Source organism: Variovorax paradoxus B4, assembly GCF_000463015.1.
Taxonomy (GTDB): Bacteria; Pseudomonadota; Gammaproteobacteria; order Burkholderiales; family Burkholderiaceae_C; genus Variovorax; species Variovorax paradoxus_E.
Map to the genome: position 1 here is coordinate 5,681,605 of NC_022247.1, position 18,078 is coordinate 5,699,682.

Sequence of the window (18,078 nt, forward strand, 5' to 3'; positions counted from 1 at the left end):
GTTCGCGGGCGACGGCAGCCTGACGGCTGGGGGCGGCGAACAACCGCGGACTGTATCATGGTGCGGCGCACCAATGCCCGACGCGACCTTGCGGTCAATACGTACTTTCTTCTAGCCCCTCCACGCATACTTCGATATGGCCAAGGTTTTCATCGACGGCGAAGCCGGCACCACCGGCTTGCAAATTCGCGAGCGGCTCCAGTCGATGCCGCAGATCGAGCTCGTGAGCATTGCGCCCGAGCTGCGAAAAGACGTGGCCGCCAAGCGCGAACTGATGGCCGGCGTCGACCTGGTGGTGCTGTGCCTGCACGACGACGCGGCGCGCGAATCGGTCGCGCTGATCGACCAGCTGCCCGGCAAGAAGCCCAAGATCATCGACGCCTCCACCGCGCACCGCGTGGCGCCCGGCTGGGTGTTCGGCTTTCCCGAACTGGTGCAAGGCCACTGGCAGGCCGTGGCCGCGGCCGACCGCGTCGGCAACCCGGGCTGCTATGCCACGGGCGCCATCGCCATGGTGCGCCCGCTGGTCGACGCCGGCCTGCTGCCGGCCGACTTCCCGATTTCGCTGCCCTCCGTGAGCGGCTATTCGGGCGGCGGGCGGTCCATGATCGAGGCCTACGAGAAGGGCGAAGCGCCGCTTTTCGAGACCTACGCGCTCGGCCTCAAGCACAAGCACATTCCTGAAATCATGAAGTACACCGGCCTCACCCGCCGGCCGGTCTTCATTCCTTCGGTGGGCAATTTCAAGCAGGGCATGCTGGTGCAGCTGCCGCTGCACCTCGACCTGCTGCCCGGCAAGCCGAAGGCCGGCGACCTGCAGGACGCGCTGGCCGCGCACTATGCGCGCAGCAACACGCCCGAGCAGTTCATCAAGGTGCTGCCGCCCACCGACGACGGCAAGCTCGACGCGCTGGCGCTCAACGACACCAACAATCTCGAGATCCGCGTGTTCCCGAACGAGGACCACCGCCACGCCGTGGTGATCGCGCGCCTCGACAACCTGGGCAAGGGCGCGAGCGGCGCCGCGGTGCAGAACCTGAAGCTGATGCTGGCGCTCTGAGCGCCGCGGCCCTGGCAGGCCGGGGCCGCGGGGGCCGGCCGTCAGTCTTCGTCGAAATCGCTGCGGAGCACCTTGGCCACCACCGCGCCCGAAAAGCCGCGCGCCAGCAGGAAGCGCGTCTGCTTGGCGCGCTCCTTCGCATCGGCGGGCGGTGCGTCGAAACGGCGGCGCCACAGGGCCGTGGCGCGCGCCACTTCGGTGTCCTGAAGGCTGGCCACGGCGGCCGCGATGGCTTCCGGCGCAATGCCCTTGGCCTGCAGTTCCTGCCGTACCCGCAGCGCGCCCGACCGGGCGGCGCGCTGGTTCAGCACCGAAGCCACCACGCGCGGCTCGCTGATGAAGTCCTTGGCGGCCAGCTCGTCGAGTGCGCGCGCCAGTTCGCCGGGCGCTTCTTCGTGCTTTGCCAGCTTGCGCTCCAGTTCCGCGCGCGAATGCTCGCGCTGGCTCAGGAGCCGCAGCGCGCGGCCTTTGAGGGAGGGGGCGCCGAAAGCCATGCGCCGCTTCCGTGCGTGCCCGCCTGCTTATTCGCCCTTGTCGGCTTTGTCGGCCTTGGCCGCCTTCGCGGGCTTCTCGGCCTTTTCGGGGGCGGGAGCGCTGGCATCGGCCGCCAGCAGCGGAATGCCCAGCGACTCGCGCACCTTGTTCTCGATCTCGCGCGACAGCTCGGGGTTCTCGCGCAGGAACTCGCGGGCGTTGTCGCGGCCCTGGCCGATTTTTTCGCCGTTGTAGGCGTACCAGGCGCCCGACTTGTCGAGGATCTTGGCGGTCACGCCCATGTCGATGATCTCGCCTTCGCGGCTGATGCCTTCGCCGAACAGGATGTCGAACTCGGCCGTCTTGAACGGGGGCGACACCTTGTTCTTCACCACCTTGACCTTGGTTTCGTTGCCGATGGCCTCGTCGCCCTTCTTGATGGTGCCGATGCGGCGGATGTCCAGGCGCACCGAGGCGTAGAACTTCAGCGCATTGCCGCCGGTGGTGGTTTCGGGCGAGCCGAACATCACGCCGATCTTCATGCGGATCTGGTTGATGAAGATGACCATGCAGTTGGTCTTCTTGATGGTGGCGGTGAGCTTGCGCAGCGCCTGGCTCATCAGGCGGGCCTGCAGGCCGGGCAGCGAGTCGCCCATTTCGCCTTCGATTTCGGCCTTGGGCGTGAGGGCGGCGACCGAGTCGACCACGATCAGGTCGACGGCGCCCGAGCGCACCAGCGAATCGACGATTTCGAGCGCCTGCTCGCCGGTGTCGGGCTGGCTGATGAGCAGGTCGGACAGGTTCACGCCGAGCTTCTGGGCGTACTGCACGTCGAGCGCGTGCTCGGCATCGACGAAGGCGCAGGTGCCGGCCTGCTTCTGCATCTCGGCGATGACCTGCAGCGTGAGCGTGGTCTTGCCCGAGGATTCCGGGCCGTAGATTTCGATCACGCGGCCGCGCGGCAGGCCGCCGACGCCCAGCGCGATGTCCAGGCCCAGCGAGCCGGTGGAAACCACCTGGACGTCTTCGAGCGCCTCGCCCTCGCCGAGCCGCATGATCGTGCCCTTGCCGAACTGCTTTTCGATCTGCGCCAGCGCGGCCTGCAGTGCCTTGGCCTTTTCGCTGCCTGCGACCGAGATGCTGGTGCCTTTGACGAGTGCGTCCATGAAGAAATCTCCTTGAAAATCAACGGTTTGTGTGTGACTGCAGTCCATCTGCTTTTAATTACAGGCTGGATGCTTGAACAGTAGTGTAGAGGCTCGTTGGTTTGAGTAAACCCATTTTTTGGTCAGTTTGCTTTACCATTTAGCCGATGGCCGAAAGCGCTTTTCCGACCGATCCGGACGCCTGGCGGCAGACCCACCTGGGCCGCCTGCTGGGCCATGCGATGCGCCGCTTCGACGAGCGCGTGCTCGAACTCATGGCGCACGACGTCGACGTGCCGCTGGCGCTGTCGAACCTCGCGGCGCGCGCCCAGGTGAGCGCCGCGCACGTCCACATCACGCGGCACCTGGCGCGCGAAGGCTCGCGCCTGACCGAACTGGCCGGGCGGGCCGGCATGACCAAGCAGGCGATGGGCGCACTGGTGGACCAGTGCGAGGCCTGGGGCCTGGTCACGCGCGGGCCCGACCCGCTCGACGCGCGGGCGCGGCGCGTGCTCTTCACCACCGACGGCCTCGCGTGGCTCGACGCCTTCCGCAGCGCGGTGACGCAGGCCGAGCGCGAGTTCCGCGCCAGCGTGGGCAACGACGTCGCCACCGTGGTAACCATCGGACTGGAAGCCTACACGGGGGGCTAGACTCGGCCACGGAGACATATGTGAACGCGGCGCCGGCGCGGCGCCCGAACCGGCCGGAGGTGGCTATGCGGATTCTGATTGCGGAAGACGACCAGGTGCTGGCCGATGCCCTGCTGCGCAGCCTGCGCACCTCGGGCGCGGCGGTCGACCATGTGGCGAACGGATCGCAGGCCGACACCGCGCTCATGACGCACAGCGAGTTCGACCTGCTGATCCTCGATCTCGGGCTGCCGAACCTGCATGGGATCGAGATCCTGAAGCGGCTGCGCGCACGCGGCTCGCAGCTGCCGGTGCTGGTGCTCACCGCGGCCGACAGCGTGGAGGAACGCGTCAAGGGCCTGGACCACGGCGCCGACGACTACATGGCCAAGCCCTTCAGCCTGCAGGAACTCGAGGCGCGCGTGCGCGCGCTCACGCGGCGCGGCATGGGCGCCACCAGCAACACGATCAAGCATGGCCCGCTGGTGTACGACCAGGCCGGCCGCGTGGCCACCATCGACGGCAAGATGGTCGAGCTCTCGGCGCGCGAACTGGGCCTGCTGGAGGTGCTGCTGCAGCGCGCGGGCCGCCTGGTCAGCAAGGACCAGCTGGTGGAGCGCCTGTGCGAATGGGGCGAGGAAGTGAGCCTCAACGCGATCGAGGTCTACATCCACCGCCTGCGCAAGAAGATCGAGAAGGGGCCGGTGCGCATTGCAACGGTTCGCGGCCTCGGCTACTGCCTCGAGAAGATTCCTTGACGCGCCACACGTAGTGCGCGAAGACCTCCGGGGGCGAGTCCTTTGAAACTTTTTCAGCGCGCGCAGCGCTCCCTGTTCGGCGAGATCCTCGACTGGATGCTCACGCCGCTGCTGCTGCTGGTGCCGGTGAGCATCGGCGTGACGTGGCTGGTGGCGCAGGGCATTGCCAATGCGCCCTTCGACCGCGCGCTCGAATACAACGTGCAGACGCTGGCGCGGCTGGTCACGGTGCAGCAGGGGCAGACGCAGTTCGTGCTGCCGCAGCCGGCGCGCGAGATCCTGCGGGCCGACGGCGCCGACCGCGTCTATTACCAGGTGCTCGACAGCCACGGCGCGCTGCTCAGCGGCGAACCCGACGTGCCGCACCCCAGCACCGACGAGCCCCCGGTCCCCGGCGTGGTCACGCTGCGCAACGGCGAGATGCGCGGCAAGTCGGTTCGCGTGGCCTCGCTCTGGCTCGCCGGCCCCGACAGCGACACGGAACCGGCGCTGCTGCAGGTGGCCGAGACGCGCGAGAAGCAGTCGGTGCTGGCCACCGAGATCATCAAGGGCGTGCTGCTGCCGCAGTTCGCGATCCTGCCGCTGGCCGTGCTGCTGATCTGGCTGGCGCTGGTGCGTGGCATCAAGCCGCTGTCGGTGGTGGAGGCGCGCATCCGCGAGCGGCGCCCGGGCGACCTGAGCCCGCTCGACGAATCGTCGGTGCCGCTCGAAGTGGTGCCGCTGGTCTCGTCGGTCAACGAGCTGCTGGACAAGCTCAACGATTCGATCCACACGCAAAAGCGCTTCCTGGCGGATGCGGCGCACCAGCTCAAGACGCCGCTCGCGGGCCTGCGCATGCAGGCCGACCTGGCGCAGCGCGAGGGCGCCAATGCCGACGAGCTCAAGCAGTCGCTCAAGCAGATCGGCCGCGCCAGCGTGCGCGCCACCCACACGGTGAACCAGCTGCTCTCGCTCGCGCGCGCCGAAAGCACCGGCGCCGGCACCGGCCGCCAGCCCTGCGACCTGGCCCGGCTCACCATCGAGGTGGTGCGCGAAGCGGTGCCGCGCGCGATCGAGAAGCGCATCGACCTGGGCTACGACGGCGCCGAGGCGGGCGCACCCGGCGTGGTGATCGAAGGCAACCAGACCCTGCTGAAGGAACTGGTGCGCAACCTGCTCGACAACGCGATCAACTACACGCCCTCGACGGCCGAGCACCCCGGCGTGATCACCGCGCGCGTGCTGGCCGACCCCTTCGGCCACGTGGTGCTGCTGCAGGTGGAGGACAACGGGCCGGGCATTGCGGAGGCCGACCGCGAGCTGGTGTTCGAGCCGTTCTACCGCGTGCTCGGCAACGAGGCCGACGGCTCGGGGCTGGGCCTGCCGATCGTGCGCGAGATCGCCAACCAGCACCATGCACAGGTGAAGCTGGAAGACGCCCATCCGGGCCGGCAGCCGCCGGGGGCGCGCTTCACGGTGCGCTTCGAGGGCGAAGCAGCCGCGCCCTGAAACGCAGCGCGTTCAGGGTGCGCTCTTGGCGTCCTTGCGGATCTGGAGCCACTCGGGATGCACCTGGCGCGCGAGGCGCTGCGGTTCGCGCTCGTTGAAACCCGCCGGCGCCAGGCCGAAGCCGGCAAGGTCGCCGCGCGACCACAGCCAGTAGCCGAGGTTGGCGATGAGCAGGGCCATCAGCACCAGGCGCAGCTTCATGATGGCCAGCCTCAGAACGCCATGCCGCGCGGGCGCACGCTGACTTCGTCGCTCGAGACCAGCTGCAGCCCGTCGGCCGTGCGCACCTGGAGCTCGCCGCCCCAGGCCACGCCTTCGCACAGGCCGAAGCTGCCGTCGCTGAGCTGAACCTCCCGGCCGCGCAAGGCGTCGCGCGCGGCAAAGCGTTCGGCAAACGGCGCGAAGCCCTGCGCCTCGAAGACCTGCACGCTGCGCACCAGCGGCGCGGCCAGCGCGGCCAGCACCTCGGGCGCGGCGGCATCGGGGCGCCACTGGCGCAGCCAGGCCGGCGGGGTGCGCATGCCATCGGCCTCGCGCGGGCCGATGTTGATGCCGATGCCGATCACCAGGTAGCGCGGCGGGGCCGGCACATCGGCACGGCCCGTGTGCGGCATGGCGGTTTCGATCAGGATGCCGGCCAGCTTGCGGTCGTTCACCCACAGGTCGTTGGGCCACTTGAGCGCAACCTTGGCGTCGCCCGAGGGATCGAGGCTTTCCGCCACGCTCACGCCCACGGCCAGCGAGAGGCCCGCCCAGTCGCGCGGCGCGAGCGGCAGGCCCAGCGAGAAGGTGAGGGAGGCGGCGGTTTTTTCTTCGCTCTGCTGTGCGCTCTGCCAGGGCCGGCCGAGCCGGCCGCGCCCCGCGGTCTGGCGCTCGGCCACCAGCAGCACCGGCGCGACACGTCCGGCGCGCGCGCGGCGCATCAGCTCGGTGTTGGTCGAATCGATCTCGACCACGGCCTCGACCGCGAAGCCGGGCAGCAGCGGCGCCACCGCCGCGGCGATCCGGTCTTCGAACCAGCCAGCCTTGGTGTCCATGCTCAGCCCTTGCCGGCCTCGTCCTTCCCGGACTTCTTTTTTTCGGACTTCTTGTCAGCCTTCTTTTCGGCTTTCTTGTCCGCCTTCTTGGCTTCCTTCCTCTCGGCCTTTTTCTTGTCGGCCTTCTTTTTGGCCTTTTTCTTCTTTTTCTTTTCCTCGTCTTCGTCCTTGGGCGTCAGCAGCGTGCCGCGGCAACTCTCGGAGCCGCACCAGCAGGGGAATTCGGACAGCAGCTTCGGCGTGTAGGGCTCGTCGATGATCAGGCCGTAGTCGTAGTTGAGCTCTTCGCCTGCGGCGATGTTGCGCAGCGCCTTGATATAAACGCGCCCATTGATCTCGTCGGCCTCGCAGTTCGGCTCGCACGAATGATTGATCCAGCGGGCCGCGTTGCCCTTGACGTTGCCGTCGATCACGCGCCCGTCGTCGATGTGGAAGTAGAAGGTGTGGTTCGGCTGGGCCGGGTCGTGCGGATGGCGGCGCAGCGCCTCTTTCCAGCTGATGACCTCGCCCTTGTATTCGATCAGCGTCTCGCCTTCGGCCAAGTCGTCCACGGCGAACACGCCGTTGCCGTGGACATCCGAACGCCGCATCTGGATGCGGCGGCCGGCGAATTGTGGGGATTTGGAAGGCATCGCCGAAGTCTGTTAGGTTGAATATGCACACATGCGCGTGTGCGCGTGTGCACACGCGGGAAGCCGCAGAGTATAGAGAGCCCTCAGATGACAAAGACTTTGGTAATCGCAGAAAAGCCGTCGGTGGCACAGGACATCGTCCGTGCACTCACGCCGGTGGCCGGCAAGTTCGACAAACATGACGAGCATTTCGAGAACGACAGCTATGTCGTGACCAGCGCTGTCGGCCACCTGGTCGAAATCCAGGCGCCCGAGGAGTTCGACGTCAAGCGGGGCAAGTGGAGCTTCGCGAACCTGCCGGTGATTCCGCCTCATTTCGACCTGAAGCCGGTCGACAAGACCAAGACGCGCCTGAACGCCGTGGTCAAGCAGGCCAAGCGCAAGGACGTGACACAACTCATCAACGCCTGCGACGCGGGCCGCGAGGGCGAGCTGATCTTCCGGCTGATCGAGCAGTACGCGGGCGGCAAGACCGGCCTGAACAAGCCGGTCAAGCGCCTGTGGCTGCAGTCGATGACGCCGCAGGCCATCCGCGACGGCTTCGACGCGCTGCGCACCGAAAAGCAGATGCAGGGCCTGGCCGACGCCGCGCGCTCGCGCTCCGAGGCCGACTGGCTGGTGGGCATCAACGGCACGCGCGCCATGACGGCCTTCAATTCGCGCGACGGCGGCTTCTTCCTGACGACGGTGGGCCGCGTGCAGACGCCCACGCTGTCGGTGGTGGTCGAGCGCGAGGAGAAGATCCGCAAGTTCGTGAGCCGCGACTACTGGGAAATCCACGGCGCGTTCCAGGCCGAGGCCGGCCAGTACCCCGGCAAGTGGTTCGACGCCAACTTCAAGAAGCCGCCGCCGGGCCCCGACGGCACGGCCGACGCGGAGATCCGCGCCGACCGCGTGTGGAGCGAGCGCGAGGCGCGCGAGATTGCCGATGCGGCGCGCGGCAAGCCCGCCACCGTCACCGAGGAAAGCAAGCCCACCACCCAGGCCTCGCCGATGCTGTTCGACCTGACCTCGCTGCAGCGCGAGGCCAACGGCCGCTTCGGCTTTTCGGCCAAGACCACGCTGGCGCTGGCGCAGAGCCTGTACGAACGCCACAAGGCGCTGACTTATCCGCGGACCGACTCGCGCGCGCTGCCCGAAGACTACCTGCCGGTGGTGAAGGACACCATGAAGATGCTCGCCGCCAGCGGCATGAAGCACCTGGCGCCCTTCGCGCAGCAGGCGGTCGACGGCAGCTACGTGAAGCCGAACAAGCGCATCTTCGACAACGCCAAGGTGTCGGATCACTTCGCCATCATTCCCACGCTGCAGGCGCCGAGCGGCCTCTCCGACGCCGAGCAGAAGCTCTACGACTTCGTGGTGCGCCGCTTCCTGTCGGTGTTCTTCCCGAGCGCCGAATTCCAGGTGACCACCCGCATCAGCACGGTGGAAACCGGCGGCAAGAAGTACCCCTTCCGCAGCGACGGCAAGGTGCTGGTCAAGCCGGGCTGGCTCGCCATCTGGGGCAAGGAAGCCATCAATGACGACGACGAGAAGGACGGCAAGAACCTGGTCGTGGTGAAGCCGGGCGAGACGGTGAAGACCGAATCGGCCGACCTGAAGGCGCTGAAGACCCGGCCGCCGGCACGCTATTCGGAAGCCACGCTGCTGGGCGCGATGGAAGGCGCCGGCAAGACCATCGACGACGACGAGCTGCGCGAGGCCATGCAGGAGAAGGGCCTGGGCACGCCAGCCACGCGCGCGGCCACCATCGAAGGCCTGATCACCGAGAAGTACATGCTGCGCGAAGGCCGCGAGCTGATCCCGACAGCCAAGGCCTTCCAGCTCATGACGCTGCTGCGCGGCCTGGGCGTGGAGGAACTCTCCAAGGCCGAGCTCACGGGCGAGTGGGAATACAAGCTGGCGCAGATGGAGAAGGGCGCGCTGAGCCGCGACGCCTTCATGCGCGAGATCGCCGAGATGACGCAGCACATCGTCAAGAAGGCGAAGGAATACGACCGCGACACCGTGCCGGGCGACTACGCGACGCTGTCGACCCCATGCCCCAACTGCGGCGGCGTGGTGAAGGAGAACTACCGCCGCTACAGCTGCACCGGCAAGGCGGGGCAGGAACCCTGCGGCTTCTCGTTCGGCAAGTCGCCGGCGGGGCGCACCTTCGAGGTGGCCGAGGCGGAAGTGCTGCTGCGCGACAAGCACATCGGCCCGCTGGAGGGCTTTCGCTCCAAGGCCGGCTGGCCGTTCACGTCCGAGATCGTCCTCAAGTACGACGAAGAGGCGAAGAACTGGAAGCTGGAGTTCGACTTCGGCGACGACAAGAACGCCGACACCGGCGAGATCGTCGATTTCAGCGAGCAGGACACGGTGGGCCCGTGCCCGGTCTGCGGCGCGCCGGTGTTCGAGCACGGCAGCAACTACGTCTGCGAGAAGTCGGTGCCCACCACCGCGCAGCCGACGCCGAGCTGCACCTTCAAGACCGGCAAGATCATCCTGCAGCAGCCGGTGGAGCGCGCGCAGATGGAAAAGCTGCTCGCCACCGGCAAGACCGACCTGCTCGACAAGTTCGTGAGCATGCGCACGCGCCGCGCCTTCAAGGCCTTCCTGACCTGGAACGCCGAGGAGGGCAAGGTGACCTTCGAATTCGCGCCGCGCGAAGGCGGCAGCAAGTTCCCGCCGCGCAAGACCTTCGGCAAGGCGCCGGCCGCCGGCAAGACCGCGGCGGCCAAGAAGGTGGCGGCGAAGAAGACACCCGCCGCCAAGAAGGCGCCGGCCGCGAAGAAGGCCGCGGCGCCGCGCAAGCCCGGTGCGGGCCTGAAGCCCAGCGACTCGCTGGCCGCGGTGATCGGCGCCGAACCGGTGGCGCGCACCGAGGTCATCAAGAAGCTCTGGGACTACATCAAGGCCAACGGCCTGCAGGACGCGGCCAACAAGCGCGCGATCAATGCCGACGCCAAGCTCAAGCCGGTGTTCGGCAAGGACCAGGTGACGATGTTCGAGCTCGCGGGCATCGTGGGCAAGCACCTCTCGGCGCCATGAGGGCGGGGCGCAGGCATTTCGCCGCCGGCCTGGTTGCCGGCGCCGCGGCGTTGCTGCTTGCCGGCACGGCCGGCCTGGCGCAGGCCGCGGCGTGGCCCGACCGGCCCGTGAAGCTGGTGGTGCCGTTCCCGCCCGGGCAGGCCACCGACATCTTCGCGCGCGCGCTGGCCGAGCAGCTCGGCAAGCGGCTGGGCCAGCCGGTGATCGTGGACAACAAGGCCGGTGCCGGCAGCAACATCGGCACCGACTTCGTGGTGCGCTCGCCGCCCGACGGCTACACGCTGGTGGTGGCCGGCAGTGCGATGGCGGTGAACCAGACGCTCTACGCCAAGCCGGGCTTCGACCCGCGCAAGGACCTGGTGGGCATCTCGCTCGTCGCCACGGTGCCGCTGGTGTTCCTGGCCACGCCCGAAAGCGGCATCCGCAGCATGGCCGAGCTGGCCGCGCGCGCCAAGGCCGAGCCCGGCAGGCTGAGCTATGCGAGCGCGGGCATCGGCGGCACGCAGCACCTGTCGGGCGAGATGTTCAAGTCGGCCGCGCGTGTCTTCATCACCCACATTCCGTACCGCGGCAGCGGGCCGGCGCAGTCGGACTTCCTGGGCAACCAGATTCCGCTGATGGTCGACTCGGTGACGGCCGCGCTGCCGCACATCAAGGCGGGCAGGGCGATTGCGCTGGCGGTGACCTCGGCCAAGCGCTCCTCGCAGCTGCCCGACGTGCCCACCGTGCGCGAAAGCGGCGTGGCCGGCACCAGGGACTTCGAGGCCGTGGGCTGGCTCGGCCTGATGGCGCCGCGCGGCACGCCGGGCGAGATCACGGCGCGGCTGAACCAGGAAGTGACCGACATCCTGAAGAGCGAGCAGATGGCGCGCTTCATCCGCGACCGGGGCTCCGAGCCCGCGCCCACCACGGGCGCCGAGTTCGACCGCTTCGTGGCGAACGAGATCCAGCGCTGGGGCGGCGCAGTGAAGGCCTCGGGCGCCAAGCCCGAGTAGCCCACGGGGCCGGTCAGGCGAGGGCCGGCGGCGTTTCCGCGCTGCGATCGGCATCCGCCAGCAGCCAGCGGCGGAAGTGGTCGAGCGTGGCCAGTTGCCCGCGGCCCTCGGGGTAGCAGAACCAGTAGCCCTGGTCGCCGCGGTAGCCGCCGCCCGGCAGCGGCTCGTCGACCAGCCCGGAGGCGATTTCGTCCTGCACCAGGCAGCGCGGCACCAGCGCCACGCCCATGCCCACCATCACCGCGCGGATCATGGTCTGGAACTGGTCGAACTGCGGGCCGGCGAGCGGATCGAGCCCGCGCACGCCATGCGCCTCGCTCCATTGCAGCCACGATTGCGGCACCGTCACGTGGCGCAGCAAGGTGCAGCGCGCCACGTCCTGCGGCGTGCGGATGGCGGCTTCGGCCAGCTCCGCGCGCGGCGCGATCAGCGCCACGTCCTGCCCCGCGAGGTAGTGCGAGCGCGCACCGGGCCAGTGGCCGTCGCCGAACAGGATGGCGCAGTCGAGTTCGGGCCGCTCGAAGTCGTAGCCGTGCACGAAGGGCACGAAATGCAGCGTGATCTGGGGATGCAGGCGCTGGAAATCGGGCAGGCGCGGAATCAGCCACTTGGCGCCGAAGGTGGGCAGGGTGGACAGATGCAGCGCGCCGCCGCCGTCGTCGCTGGTGATGAACTCCAGCGTGGCCGCCTCCAGCTGCGCGAGCACGGCGCGCACGGCCTTCTCGTAGCGCTCGCCCGCGGGCGTGAGCGCCAGCCGCTTGCGGCTGCGCTCGAACAGCGGCGCGCCGATCCAGCGCTCCAGCTCCTGCACCTGCTTGCTGACCGCGCCCTGCGTCAGGTGCAGCGCCTCGGCGGCGCGCGAGACGCCGCCGAAGCGCACCACGGTGGAAAAGGCGCGCAGCAGGTTCAGCGGCGGATTGAGGCGGCGGAGCGACATGGCGGGATGCCCATTAAAACATTCCAAATCAGAATGTTAGCTGGTCTATCCTTTGCTTCAAGTGACGCAGCAACTTTTGCTTCATTACTTCCGTCCCATTGGAAAAATCCCCATGCAACGTCGTCATCTTCTTTCCGCCCTGGCCGCTGTTTCTGTCGCTCCTGGAATATCCTTTGCCCAGCAAGGCAAGCCGATCCGCATGATCGTGCCCTTCCCGCCCGGCGGCGCCACCGACATCACGGCGCGCGTGCTGTCGGAGCCGCTGGCCAAGATCCTCCAGCAGCCCGTGGTCATCGACAACCGCGCCGGTGCCGGCGGCTCCATCGGCATGGCCGAAGTGGCCCGCTCGGCGCCGGACGGCCTCTCGTTCGGCGTGGCCACGCTCTCCACGCACGGCGTGAACCCGGCCGTGTACCAGAAGCTGCCCTACGACCCGGTCAAGGGCTTCGTCGCCGTGACCGAGCTGGTGAAGGCGCCGGGCGTGGTCGTCATCAACCCGCGCGTCCTGCCGGTGAACAGCTTCGCGGAACTCGTGAAGTACCTGAAGGCCAATCCGGGCAAGGTGTCGTACGCATCGCCGGGCAACGGCACCATCGGCCACATGTGGGGCGAACTCTTCAAGAGCAGCACCGGAACCTCGATGGTGCACATCCCCTATCGCGGTGCGGGCCCGGCCATCAACGACGTGCTCGCGGGCGAGGTGCCGGTGTACTTCGACCAGGTGGCCTCGTCGCTGCCGCACGTGAAGGCGGGCAAGCTGAAGGCGCTGGCCGTGTCCTGGAGCAGCCGGCTCGACGTGCTGCCCGAAGTGCCGACCTACCGCGAGCTCGGCCATCCGGCCAACAACGATCCGTCGTGGTTCGGGCTGGTGGCGCCCGCCGGCACGCCGGCCGACATCGCGCTGCGCATGCAGCAGGCCGTGGCCACGGCGCTGAAGGACAGCACGGTGCGCGAGCGCCTGGCGCTGCAGGGGCTCTACGCGTCGGGCACCACGCCGGCCGAGTTCGCGAAGCAGATCGACAGCGAGATCGAGAAGATGAAAAAAGTCGCCGCCTTCGCCCGCATCCGATTGGACTGATCTCGCCTGCCTATGCATCCTGTTCTGAAGCTCATCCAAACCCGCGCCCAGGTGACCAGCGTCGCCGGGCACACGCCGCTGGTGCTCGATTCGCCGCACAGCGGCACCGTCTACCCCGAGGACTTCCGGCCCGTGTGCGACCTGGCCACGCTGCGTCGGGCCGAGGACACGCACGTCGAGAAGCTCTATGCCTTTGCGCCCGCCATGGGCGCGGCGTGGATCGAGGCGCACTTTCCGCGCAGCTACCTGGACGCCAACCGCGACACCACCGAGCTGGACACCGCGCTGCTCGACGGCCCCTGGAGCGAGCCCCTGTCGACCGACCCGCGCGTGCTTTCCAAGGTGCGCCTCGGCAAGGGCCTGGTCTGGAAGCTCACCGACGAGGGCCTGCCGATCTACGACCGGCTGCTCGGCGTGGACGAGGTGCGCGGGCGCATCGACAACTGCTGGCGGCCCTACCACGCGGCGGTGGCCGAGGCCATCGACGCGGCGCATGCGCGGCACGGCTACAGCATCCACATCAACTGCCACTCGATGCCGGCGATTGCGGGCAGCCATGCCACCGATTTCCCGGGGCTCGTGCATGCGGACTTCGTGATCGGCGACCGCGACGGCAGCACCGCCGACCCGGCGCTGTCGCAAAGGATCTGCGAGCACCTGCGCGCGCGCGGCTACAGCGTGGACTACAACCACCCCTACAAGGGCGTGGAACTGGTGCGCCGGCATGGCCGGCCGGCCGGGCACCGGCACAGCATCCAGGTCGAGGTCAACCGCAAGCTCTACATGGACGAGGCCACGCTGGCGCTGGACGAAGCGGGCGCGGCGCGGCTGCGGCAGGACCTGCAGTCGATGGTGGCGATGCTGCTGGCGACCGATCCGCGCTGATCGACAACAACCCTGCCGCCGGCGGGTGTGTTGTTACAGGGCCGGAAAAGCGCCGGCCTATAGTGGCCGCAAGTCTCACCATTGCCTGGAGTTTTCCGTGAAGCCATTCATTGCAGCTGTTCTTGCCATCGCGATGGGCGCCCTGGCGGCGGGCTGCGCCGGCGCAGGGTCGGCAGGCAACAGCGACCGTGCCACCTCGTCGTCGGGCAGCGGCGTCACGGTGTTCGGCACCATCGATGCGGGCGTCAGCGGCAACACGAACCGTTCCGAGCGGCGCTAGCCAGCGCCGGCCAATCGCCAGTCCGTCGCCCGTCAGCGCCGCAGCAGCGCCTGGCGCAGCACCCGCGCCGCGCGGTCGCGGATCCGGCCGTGCCCTGCATCCGGCACGGTACGCGGCGCGACCTTCGCGGTGGCGCAAGCCCACAGAAAGTCGTGCAGGATCGGCGTGTCGTCCACCGTCTCGGTGCTGCCGTACTTGTGGAATTCGGGGTGCCACTGCGTGGCGGCGATGTAGCTGCGGCCCTTGTCGGCGCTGCGGCGGATGGCCTCGGGCACGCGGTCGGGCAGGCTCCAGGCCTCGATCTCGAAACCCGGCGCGAGGTCTTTCACGCCCTGGTGGTGGATGCTGTTGACCTTGGCGGTCTTCACCTCGGGATAGAGCTTGGCCAGGCGCGTGCCCTCCACGATCTCGATCTGGTGGAAGTTCTGGTCGTAGGTCACCGGGTCGCGGTGACGGACGGTTTCGGGGTGCTCGTGCTGCGCCTCGATGTCCTGGTAGAGCGTGCCGCCGAAGGCAACGTTGATCAGCTGCAGCCCGCGGCAGACGCCGAAGATGGGCTTGCCGGCCTGTTCAAAGGCCTCGACCAAGGCCAGGTCGTACAGGTCGCGAATGCGGTCGCCCACCCATGCGTCCTTGAGCGGCACCTCGCCGTAGCTGCCGGGCCAGACGTCGGCGCCGCCGTGCATCACGACGCCGTCGAGCCATTCGGCGTAGTGCGAGAGCTTGGTGTCGCCGCGGGCGGTTTCACCCGTGGGGCAAGGCACCATCACCACCATGGCACCGGCCGACATGAGCCAGTGCGCGATGGACTGCTCGACGTACTGCAGCGTCTTGTTGGTGAAGAGCGAACGCGCCGGATCGGCATGGGAAAAGCAGGCGGACAAGCCGATCTTCAGCCGGGCGGAAACTGGTTGCGGCATCGCGGGACGAGCAGGGCGTGCTGTGCGAAAAGGAAAGTCCATTGTGACGCTTTGGCCTCTCGCACGGGGTCGGACGACACGCCAAGTATGCTTTCAACGCCGCCACGACCAAGAAGGAAGACAAGCCATGAAAACGATCAAGGGCCCGGCCATATTCCTGGCCCAGTTCGCCGGGGACGAAGCCCCGTTCAATTCGCTCGACGGCATTGCCGGCTGGGCCGCCGGGCTGGGCTACAAGGGCGTGCAGATCCCGAGCTGGGACGCGCGCCTGTTCGACCTGAAGAAAGCCGCCGAGAGCAGGACCTACTGCGACGAGGTCAAGGGCACGCTCGCCGGGCACGGCCTCGAGATCACCGAGCTGTCGACCCATCTGCAGGGCCAGCTGGTCGCGGTGCATCCGGCCTACGACGCGGGCTTCGACGGCTTCGCGGCGCCCGAGGTGCGCGGCGACCCGGTGCGGCGCCAGCAATGGGCGGTGGAGCAATTGCACTTCGCGGCCAAGGCCTCGGCCAACCTGGGGCTCACGGCGCACGCCACCTTCTCGGGCGCGCTGGCCTGGCCGTACCTCTACTCGTGGCCGCCGCGCCCGCCGGGACTCATCGAGGAGGCCTTCGACGAACTCGCGCGCCGCTGGCGCCCGATCCTCGATGCCTTCGACGCGGCGGGCGTGGACGTGGGCTACGAGATCCATCCGGGCGAAGACCTGCACGACGGCGTGAGCTACGAGATGTTCCTGGAGCGCGTGAACAACCATCCGCGCGCCTGCCTGCTGTACGACCCGAGCCACTTCATGCTGCAGCAGCTCGACTACCTGGCCTACATCGACCACTACCACGAGCGCATCAAGATCTTCCACGTGAAGGACGCCGAGTTCAACCCGACCGGCAAGCAGGGCGTGTACGGCGGCTTCCAGAGCTGGATCAACCGGGCGGGCCGCTTCCGCTCGCTGGGCGACGGGCAGGTGAACTTCAAGGCCATCTTCTCGAAGATGGCGCAGTACGACTTCCCCGGCTGGGCGGTGCTCGAATGGGAGTGCTGCATCAAGCACCCCGAGGACGGCGCGCGCGAAGGGGCCGCCTTCATCGCCGACCACATCATCCGCGTGGCCGACCGGGCCTTCGACGACTTCGCGGCGGGCGGCGTGGACGTGGCCGCGAACCGGCGGATGCTCGGGATCGGCTGAAGCCCCTTCAGAGCAGCGCCGCGAGCCGCCGGACCGCGCCGTCGATCTGCGATTCGCCGATCAGGCCGTAGCCGAACGCAAGGCCGTTGGGCACGCCGGGTGCCTGCGGGTCCAGCGCGAAGCGCGACAGCGGCGGCAGCGTGATGCCCGCTGCCGCGGCGCGCTCGACCACCGTGTCGGCCCGCGTGTCGCCGCGCAGCCAGGCCGACAGGTGCAGCCCCGCGTTGGACGGAATCGCTTCGAGCCGGCCTGCGCCATGGCGCACCAGCGCTTGGAGCAAGGCCGTGCGGCGCGCGCCGTAGATCTTGCGCATCTTGCGGATGTGCCGCGCCAGGTGCCCTTCGGCAATGAAGGCGGCCAGCGCCTCCTGTTCCAGCACCGGGCCATGCCAGTCGGCCAGCTCGCGCGCACGCACCAGCGCCGCGCGCGCCCACGGCGGCGCGACCACGAAGCCGAGCCGCAGCGCGGGGAACAGGCTCTTCGAGAAGGTGCCGACATAGAAGACCGACTCGGCGCGGTCGAGCGTCTGCAGCGCGTCGAGCGGGCGGCCGGCGAAGCGGAATTCGCTGTCGTAGTCGTCCTCGATCACGACCGCATGGCGTGCGCGTGCGAAGGCCAGCAGCGCCGCGCGCCGCTGCGGCGACATCGCGACGCCGGTGGGGAACTGGTGCGAGGGCGTCACGCAGATCACGCGCGCCTCGGACGGCAGGCGGTCCACGCACAGGCCCTCGACATCGGTCGGCACGGCGACCACCTTGGCGCCCGCGGCCGTCATCGCCTCGCGCAGCGAGGGATAGAAGAGCTGCTCGACCGCGACCACCGTGCGCCCCGGCACAACGAGGATGCGCGAAAGCAGCCCGAAGGCCTGCTGCGCACCGGCCGTGACCACGATGTCGCCGGCGGTGCAGCCGACCGCGCGCGTGAACGACACGTGCTTTGCGATCGCCTCGCGCAATGCGGCCTGGCCTTGCGGGTCGGCGTAGTCGGCCGGCTCGCGCGCCAGGCGCCGCAGCGCGCGGTCGGACAGGCGGCGCCAGATGTCGAAGGGAAAGGCGCCGATGTCGGGCAGGCCGACGCGGAAGTCGTCGCGCGACCGCTGGGGCTGCAGCGTGGGCGCGAGGTCGGCGCCGGGCACGTTCAGCGGTACCAGCCGCGGGTCGCGCCGGCCCGCCGCGCTTCCCGTGCGGGAAGGCCGGCCGCGGCGCGACGGCGGCAGCGTGTCGGCCACGTAAGTGCCGGCCCCGGGGCGCGCCAGCAGGTAGCCCTCGCTCAGCAGCAGGTCGTAGGCCGCGAGCATGGTGTTGCGCGACACGCCCAGGCGCTGCGCGAGCGCGCGCGTGGCGGGCAGGCGCGCGCCGGGCTGCAGCCGGCCGTCGAGGATGGCGACGCGCAGCTGACGGTGCAGCTCGCGCAGCAGATTGCGCGAGCCGGCGCCCGGCAGGCGGATGGCGAGCTCGAAAAAGTGGATCCATGAATCTTGCCAATTGTGGTTCTTTTGAAGAGCCGCCTGCAAGCCTATTCTGAAGGCCTCAGCACGCTCA

18 protein-coding genes are annotated in these 18,078 nt (G+C 68.7%); 10 read left to right on the forward strand and 8 right to left on the reverse strand.

The window, feature by feature from the left end; translation table 11 throughout:
• The first annotated feature begins 136 nt into the window (after positions 1 to 136).
• On the forward strand, positions 137 to 1,060 hold the full coding sequence (gene argC, locus VAPA_RS26520) for an N-acetyl-gamma-glutamyl-phosphate reductase (RefSeq protein WP_021013076.1): 924 nt from the start codon (positions 137 to 139) through the stop codon (positions 1,058 to 1,060).
• Between the two features lie 41 nt (positions 1,061 to 1,101).
• Here argC and recX read toward each other — a convergent pair whose 3' ends face one another.
• Together recX and recA are read right to left on the reverse strand one after the other, a co-directional pair.
• Positions 1,102 to 1,554 carry a recombination regulator RecX gene (gene recX, locus VAPA_RS26525; RefSeq protein WP_021013077.1) on the reverse strand — a complete coding sequence of 151 codons (453 nt, stop codon included), beginning with the start codon at positions 1,552 to 1,554 and terminating at the stop codon, positions 1,102 to 1,104.
• A 27-nt stretch (positions 1,555 to 1,581) separates the two neighbouring features.
• Positions 1,582 to 2,700 (reverse strand): recombinase RecA, encoded by a 1,119-nt coding sequence (gene recA, locus VAPA_RS26530; RefSeq protein ID WP_021013078.1) that lies wholly within the window; start codon positions 2,698 to 2,700, stop codon positions 1,582 to 1,584.
• A 146-nt stretch (positions 2,701 to 2,846) separates the two neighbouring features.
• On the opposite strand from recA, the gene VAPA_RS26535 reads away from it, so the two are divergent.
• From VAPA_RS26535 to VAPA_RS26545, 3 genes are all read left to right on the forward strand, one after another.
• On the forward strand, positions 2,847 to 3,332 hold the full coding sequence (locus VAPA_RS26535; RefSeq protein ID WP_021013079.1) for a MarR family winged helix-turn-helix transcriptional regulator: 486 nt from the start codon (positions 2,847 to 2,849) through the stop codon (positions 3,330 to 3,332).
• A 65-nt stretch (positions 3,333 to 3,397) separates the two neighbouring features.
• Complete coding sequence (locus VAPA_RS26540) at positions 3,398 to 4,069, forward strand: response regulator (RefSeq protein WP_021013080.1); 672 nt, start codon at positions 3,398 to 3,400, stop codon at positions 4,067 to 4,069.
• A 42-nt stretch (positions 4,070 to 4,111) separates the two neighbouring features.
• Complete coding sequence (locus tag VAPA_RS26545) at positions 4,112 to 5,557, forward strand: sensor histidine kinase (protein WP_021013081.1); 1,446 nt, start codon at positions 4,112 to 4,114, stop codon at positions 5,555 to 5,557.
• A 12-nt stretch (positions 5,558 to 5,569) separates the two neighbouring features.
• Here VAPA_RS26545 and VAPA_RS26550 read toward each other — a convergent pair whose 3' ends face one another.
• Genes VAPA_RS26550 through VAPA_RS26560 form a run of 3 tightly spaced genes read right to left on the reverse strand, consistent with a single transcriptional unit; the run spans position 5,570 to position 7,226 of the window.
• Positions 5,570 to 5,758 carry a hypothetical protein gene (locus VAPA_RS26550; protein WP_021013082.1) on the reverse strand — a complete coding sequence of 63 codons (189 nt, stop codon included), beginning with the start codon at positions 5,756 to 5,758 and terminating at the stop codon, positions 5,570 to 5,572.
• A gap of 11 nt (positions 5,759 to 5,769) precedes the next feature.
• Positions 5,770 to 6,594 carry a biotin--[acetyl-CoA-carboxylase] ligase gene (locus tag VAPA_RS26555; RefSeq protein ID WP_021013083.1) on the reverse strand — a complete coding sequence of 275 codons (825 nt, stop codon included), beginning with the start codon at positions 6,592 to 6,594 and terminating at the stop codon, positions 5,770 to 5,772.
• Between the two features lie 2 nt (positions 6,595 to 6,596).
• Entirely contained in the window at positions 6,597 to 7,226 is a 630-nt protein-coding gene (locus VAPA_RS26560) for an SET domain-containing protein (RefSeq protein ID WP_021013084.1), read from the reverse strand.
• An 87-nt stretch (positions 7,227 to 7,313) separates the two neighbouring features.
• Here VAPA_RS26560 and VAPA_RS26565 point away from each other — a divergent pair, with 87 nt between their 5' ends.
• The gene (locus VAPA_RS26565) at positions 7,314 to 10,259 is read left to right on the forward strand and encodes a DNA topoisomerase III (protein ID WP_021013085.1); all 2,946 of its coding nucleotides are present in this window, start codon (positions 7,314 to 7,316) and stop codon (positions 10,257 to 10,259) included.
• Positions 10,256 to 11,254 (forward strand): tripartite tricarboxylate transporter substrate binding protein, encoded by a 999-nt coding sequence (locus VAPA_RS26570; protein ID WP_021013086.1) that lies wholly within the window; start codon positions 10,256 to 10,258, stop codon positions 11,252 to 11,254. Before VAPA_RS26565 ends, VAPA_RS26570 begins: the two co-directional genes overlap by 4 nt.
• 13 nt (positions 11,255 to 11,267) lie before the next feature.
• On the opposite strand, the gene VAPA_RS26575 is transcribed toward VAPA_RS26570, so the two are convergent.
• Positions 11,268 to 12,191 carry a LysR substrate-binding domain-containing protein gene (locus VAPA_RS26575; protein WP_021013087.1) on the reverse strand — a complete coding sequence of 308 codons (924 nt, stop codon included), beginning with the start codon at positions 12,189 to 12,191 and terminating at the stop codon, positions 11,268 to 11,270.
• Positions 12,192 to 12,303: 112 nt separating this feature from the next.
• On the opposite strand from VAPA_RS26575, the gene VAPA_RS26580 reads away from it, so the two are divergent.
• The 3 genes from VAPA_RS26580 to VAPA_RS26590 all read left to right on the forward strand — a co-directional run bounded on the left by VAPA_RS26580 (position 12,304) and on the right by VAPA_RS26590 (position 14,434).
• The gene (locus tag VAPA_RS26580) at positions 12,304 to 13,269 is read left to right on the forward strand and encodes a tripartite tricarboxylate transporter substrate binding protein BugE (RefSeq protein ID WP_021013088.1); all 966 of its coding nucleotides are present in this window, start codon (positions 12,304 to 12,306) and stop codon (positions 13,267 to 13,269) included.
• 12 nt (positions 13,270 to 13,281) lie between these two features.
• Positions 13,282 to 14,154 carry an N-formylglutamate amidohydrolase gene (locus VAPA_RS26585; protein WP_021013089.1) on the forward strand — a complete coding sequence of 291 codons (873 nt, stop codon included), beginning with the start codon at positions 13,282 to 13,284 and terminating at the stop codon, positions 14,152 to 14,154.
• Between the two features lie 97 nt (positions 14,155 to 14,251).
• Entirely contained in the window at positions 14,252 to 14,434 is a 183-nt protein-coding gene (locus VAPA_RS26590) for a hypothetical protein (RefSeq protein ID WP_041946264.1), read from the forward strand.
• A 32-nt stretch (positions 14,435 to 14,466) separates the two neighbouring features.
• On the opposite strand, the gene VAPA_RS26595 is transcribed toward VAPA_RS26590, so the two are convergent.
• Positions 14,467 to 15,354 (reverse strand): gamma-glutamyl-gamma-aminobutyrate hydrolase family protein, encoded by an 888-nt coding sequence (locus tag VAPA_RS26595; RefSeq protein ID WP_021013090.1) that lies wholly within the window; start codon positions 15,352 to 15,354, stop codon positions 14,467 to 14,469.
• 127 nt (positions 15,355 to 15,481) lie between these two features.
• Here VAPA_RS26595 and VAPA_RS26600 point away from each other — a divergent pair, with 127 nt between their 5' ends.
• Complete coding sequence (locus VAPA_RS26600) at positions 15,482 to 16,537, forward strand: sugar phosphate isomerase/epimerase family protein (protein WP_021013091.1); 1,056 nt, start codon at positions 15,482 to 15,484, stop codon at positions 16,535 to 16,537.
• A 7-nt stretch (positions 16,538 to 16,544) separates the two neighbouring features.
• On the opposite strand, the gene pdxR is transcribed toward VAPA_RS26600, so the two are convergent.
• The gene (gene pdxR, locus VAPA_RS26605) at positions 16,545 to 18,050 is read right to left on the reverse strand and encodes a MocR-like pyridoxine biosynthesis transcription factor PdxR (protein WP_021013092.1); all 1,506 of its coding nucleotides are present in this window, start codon (positions 18,048 to 18,050) and stop codon (positions 16,545 to 16,547) included.
• Positions 18,051 to 18,078 lie beyond the last annotated feature (28 nt).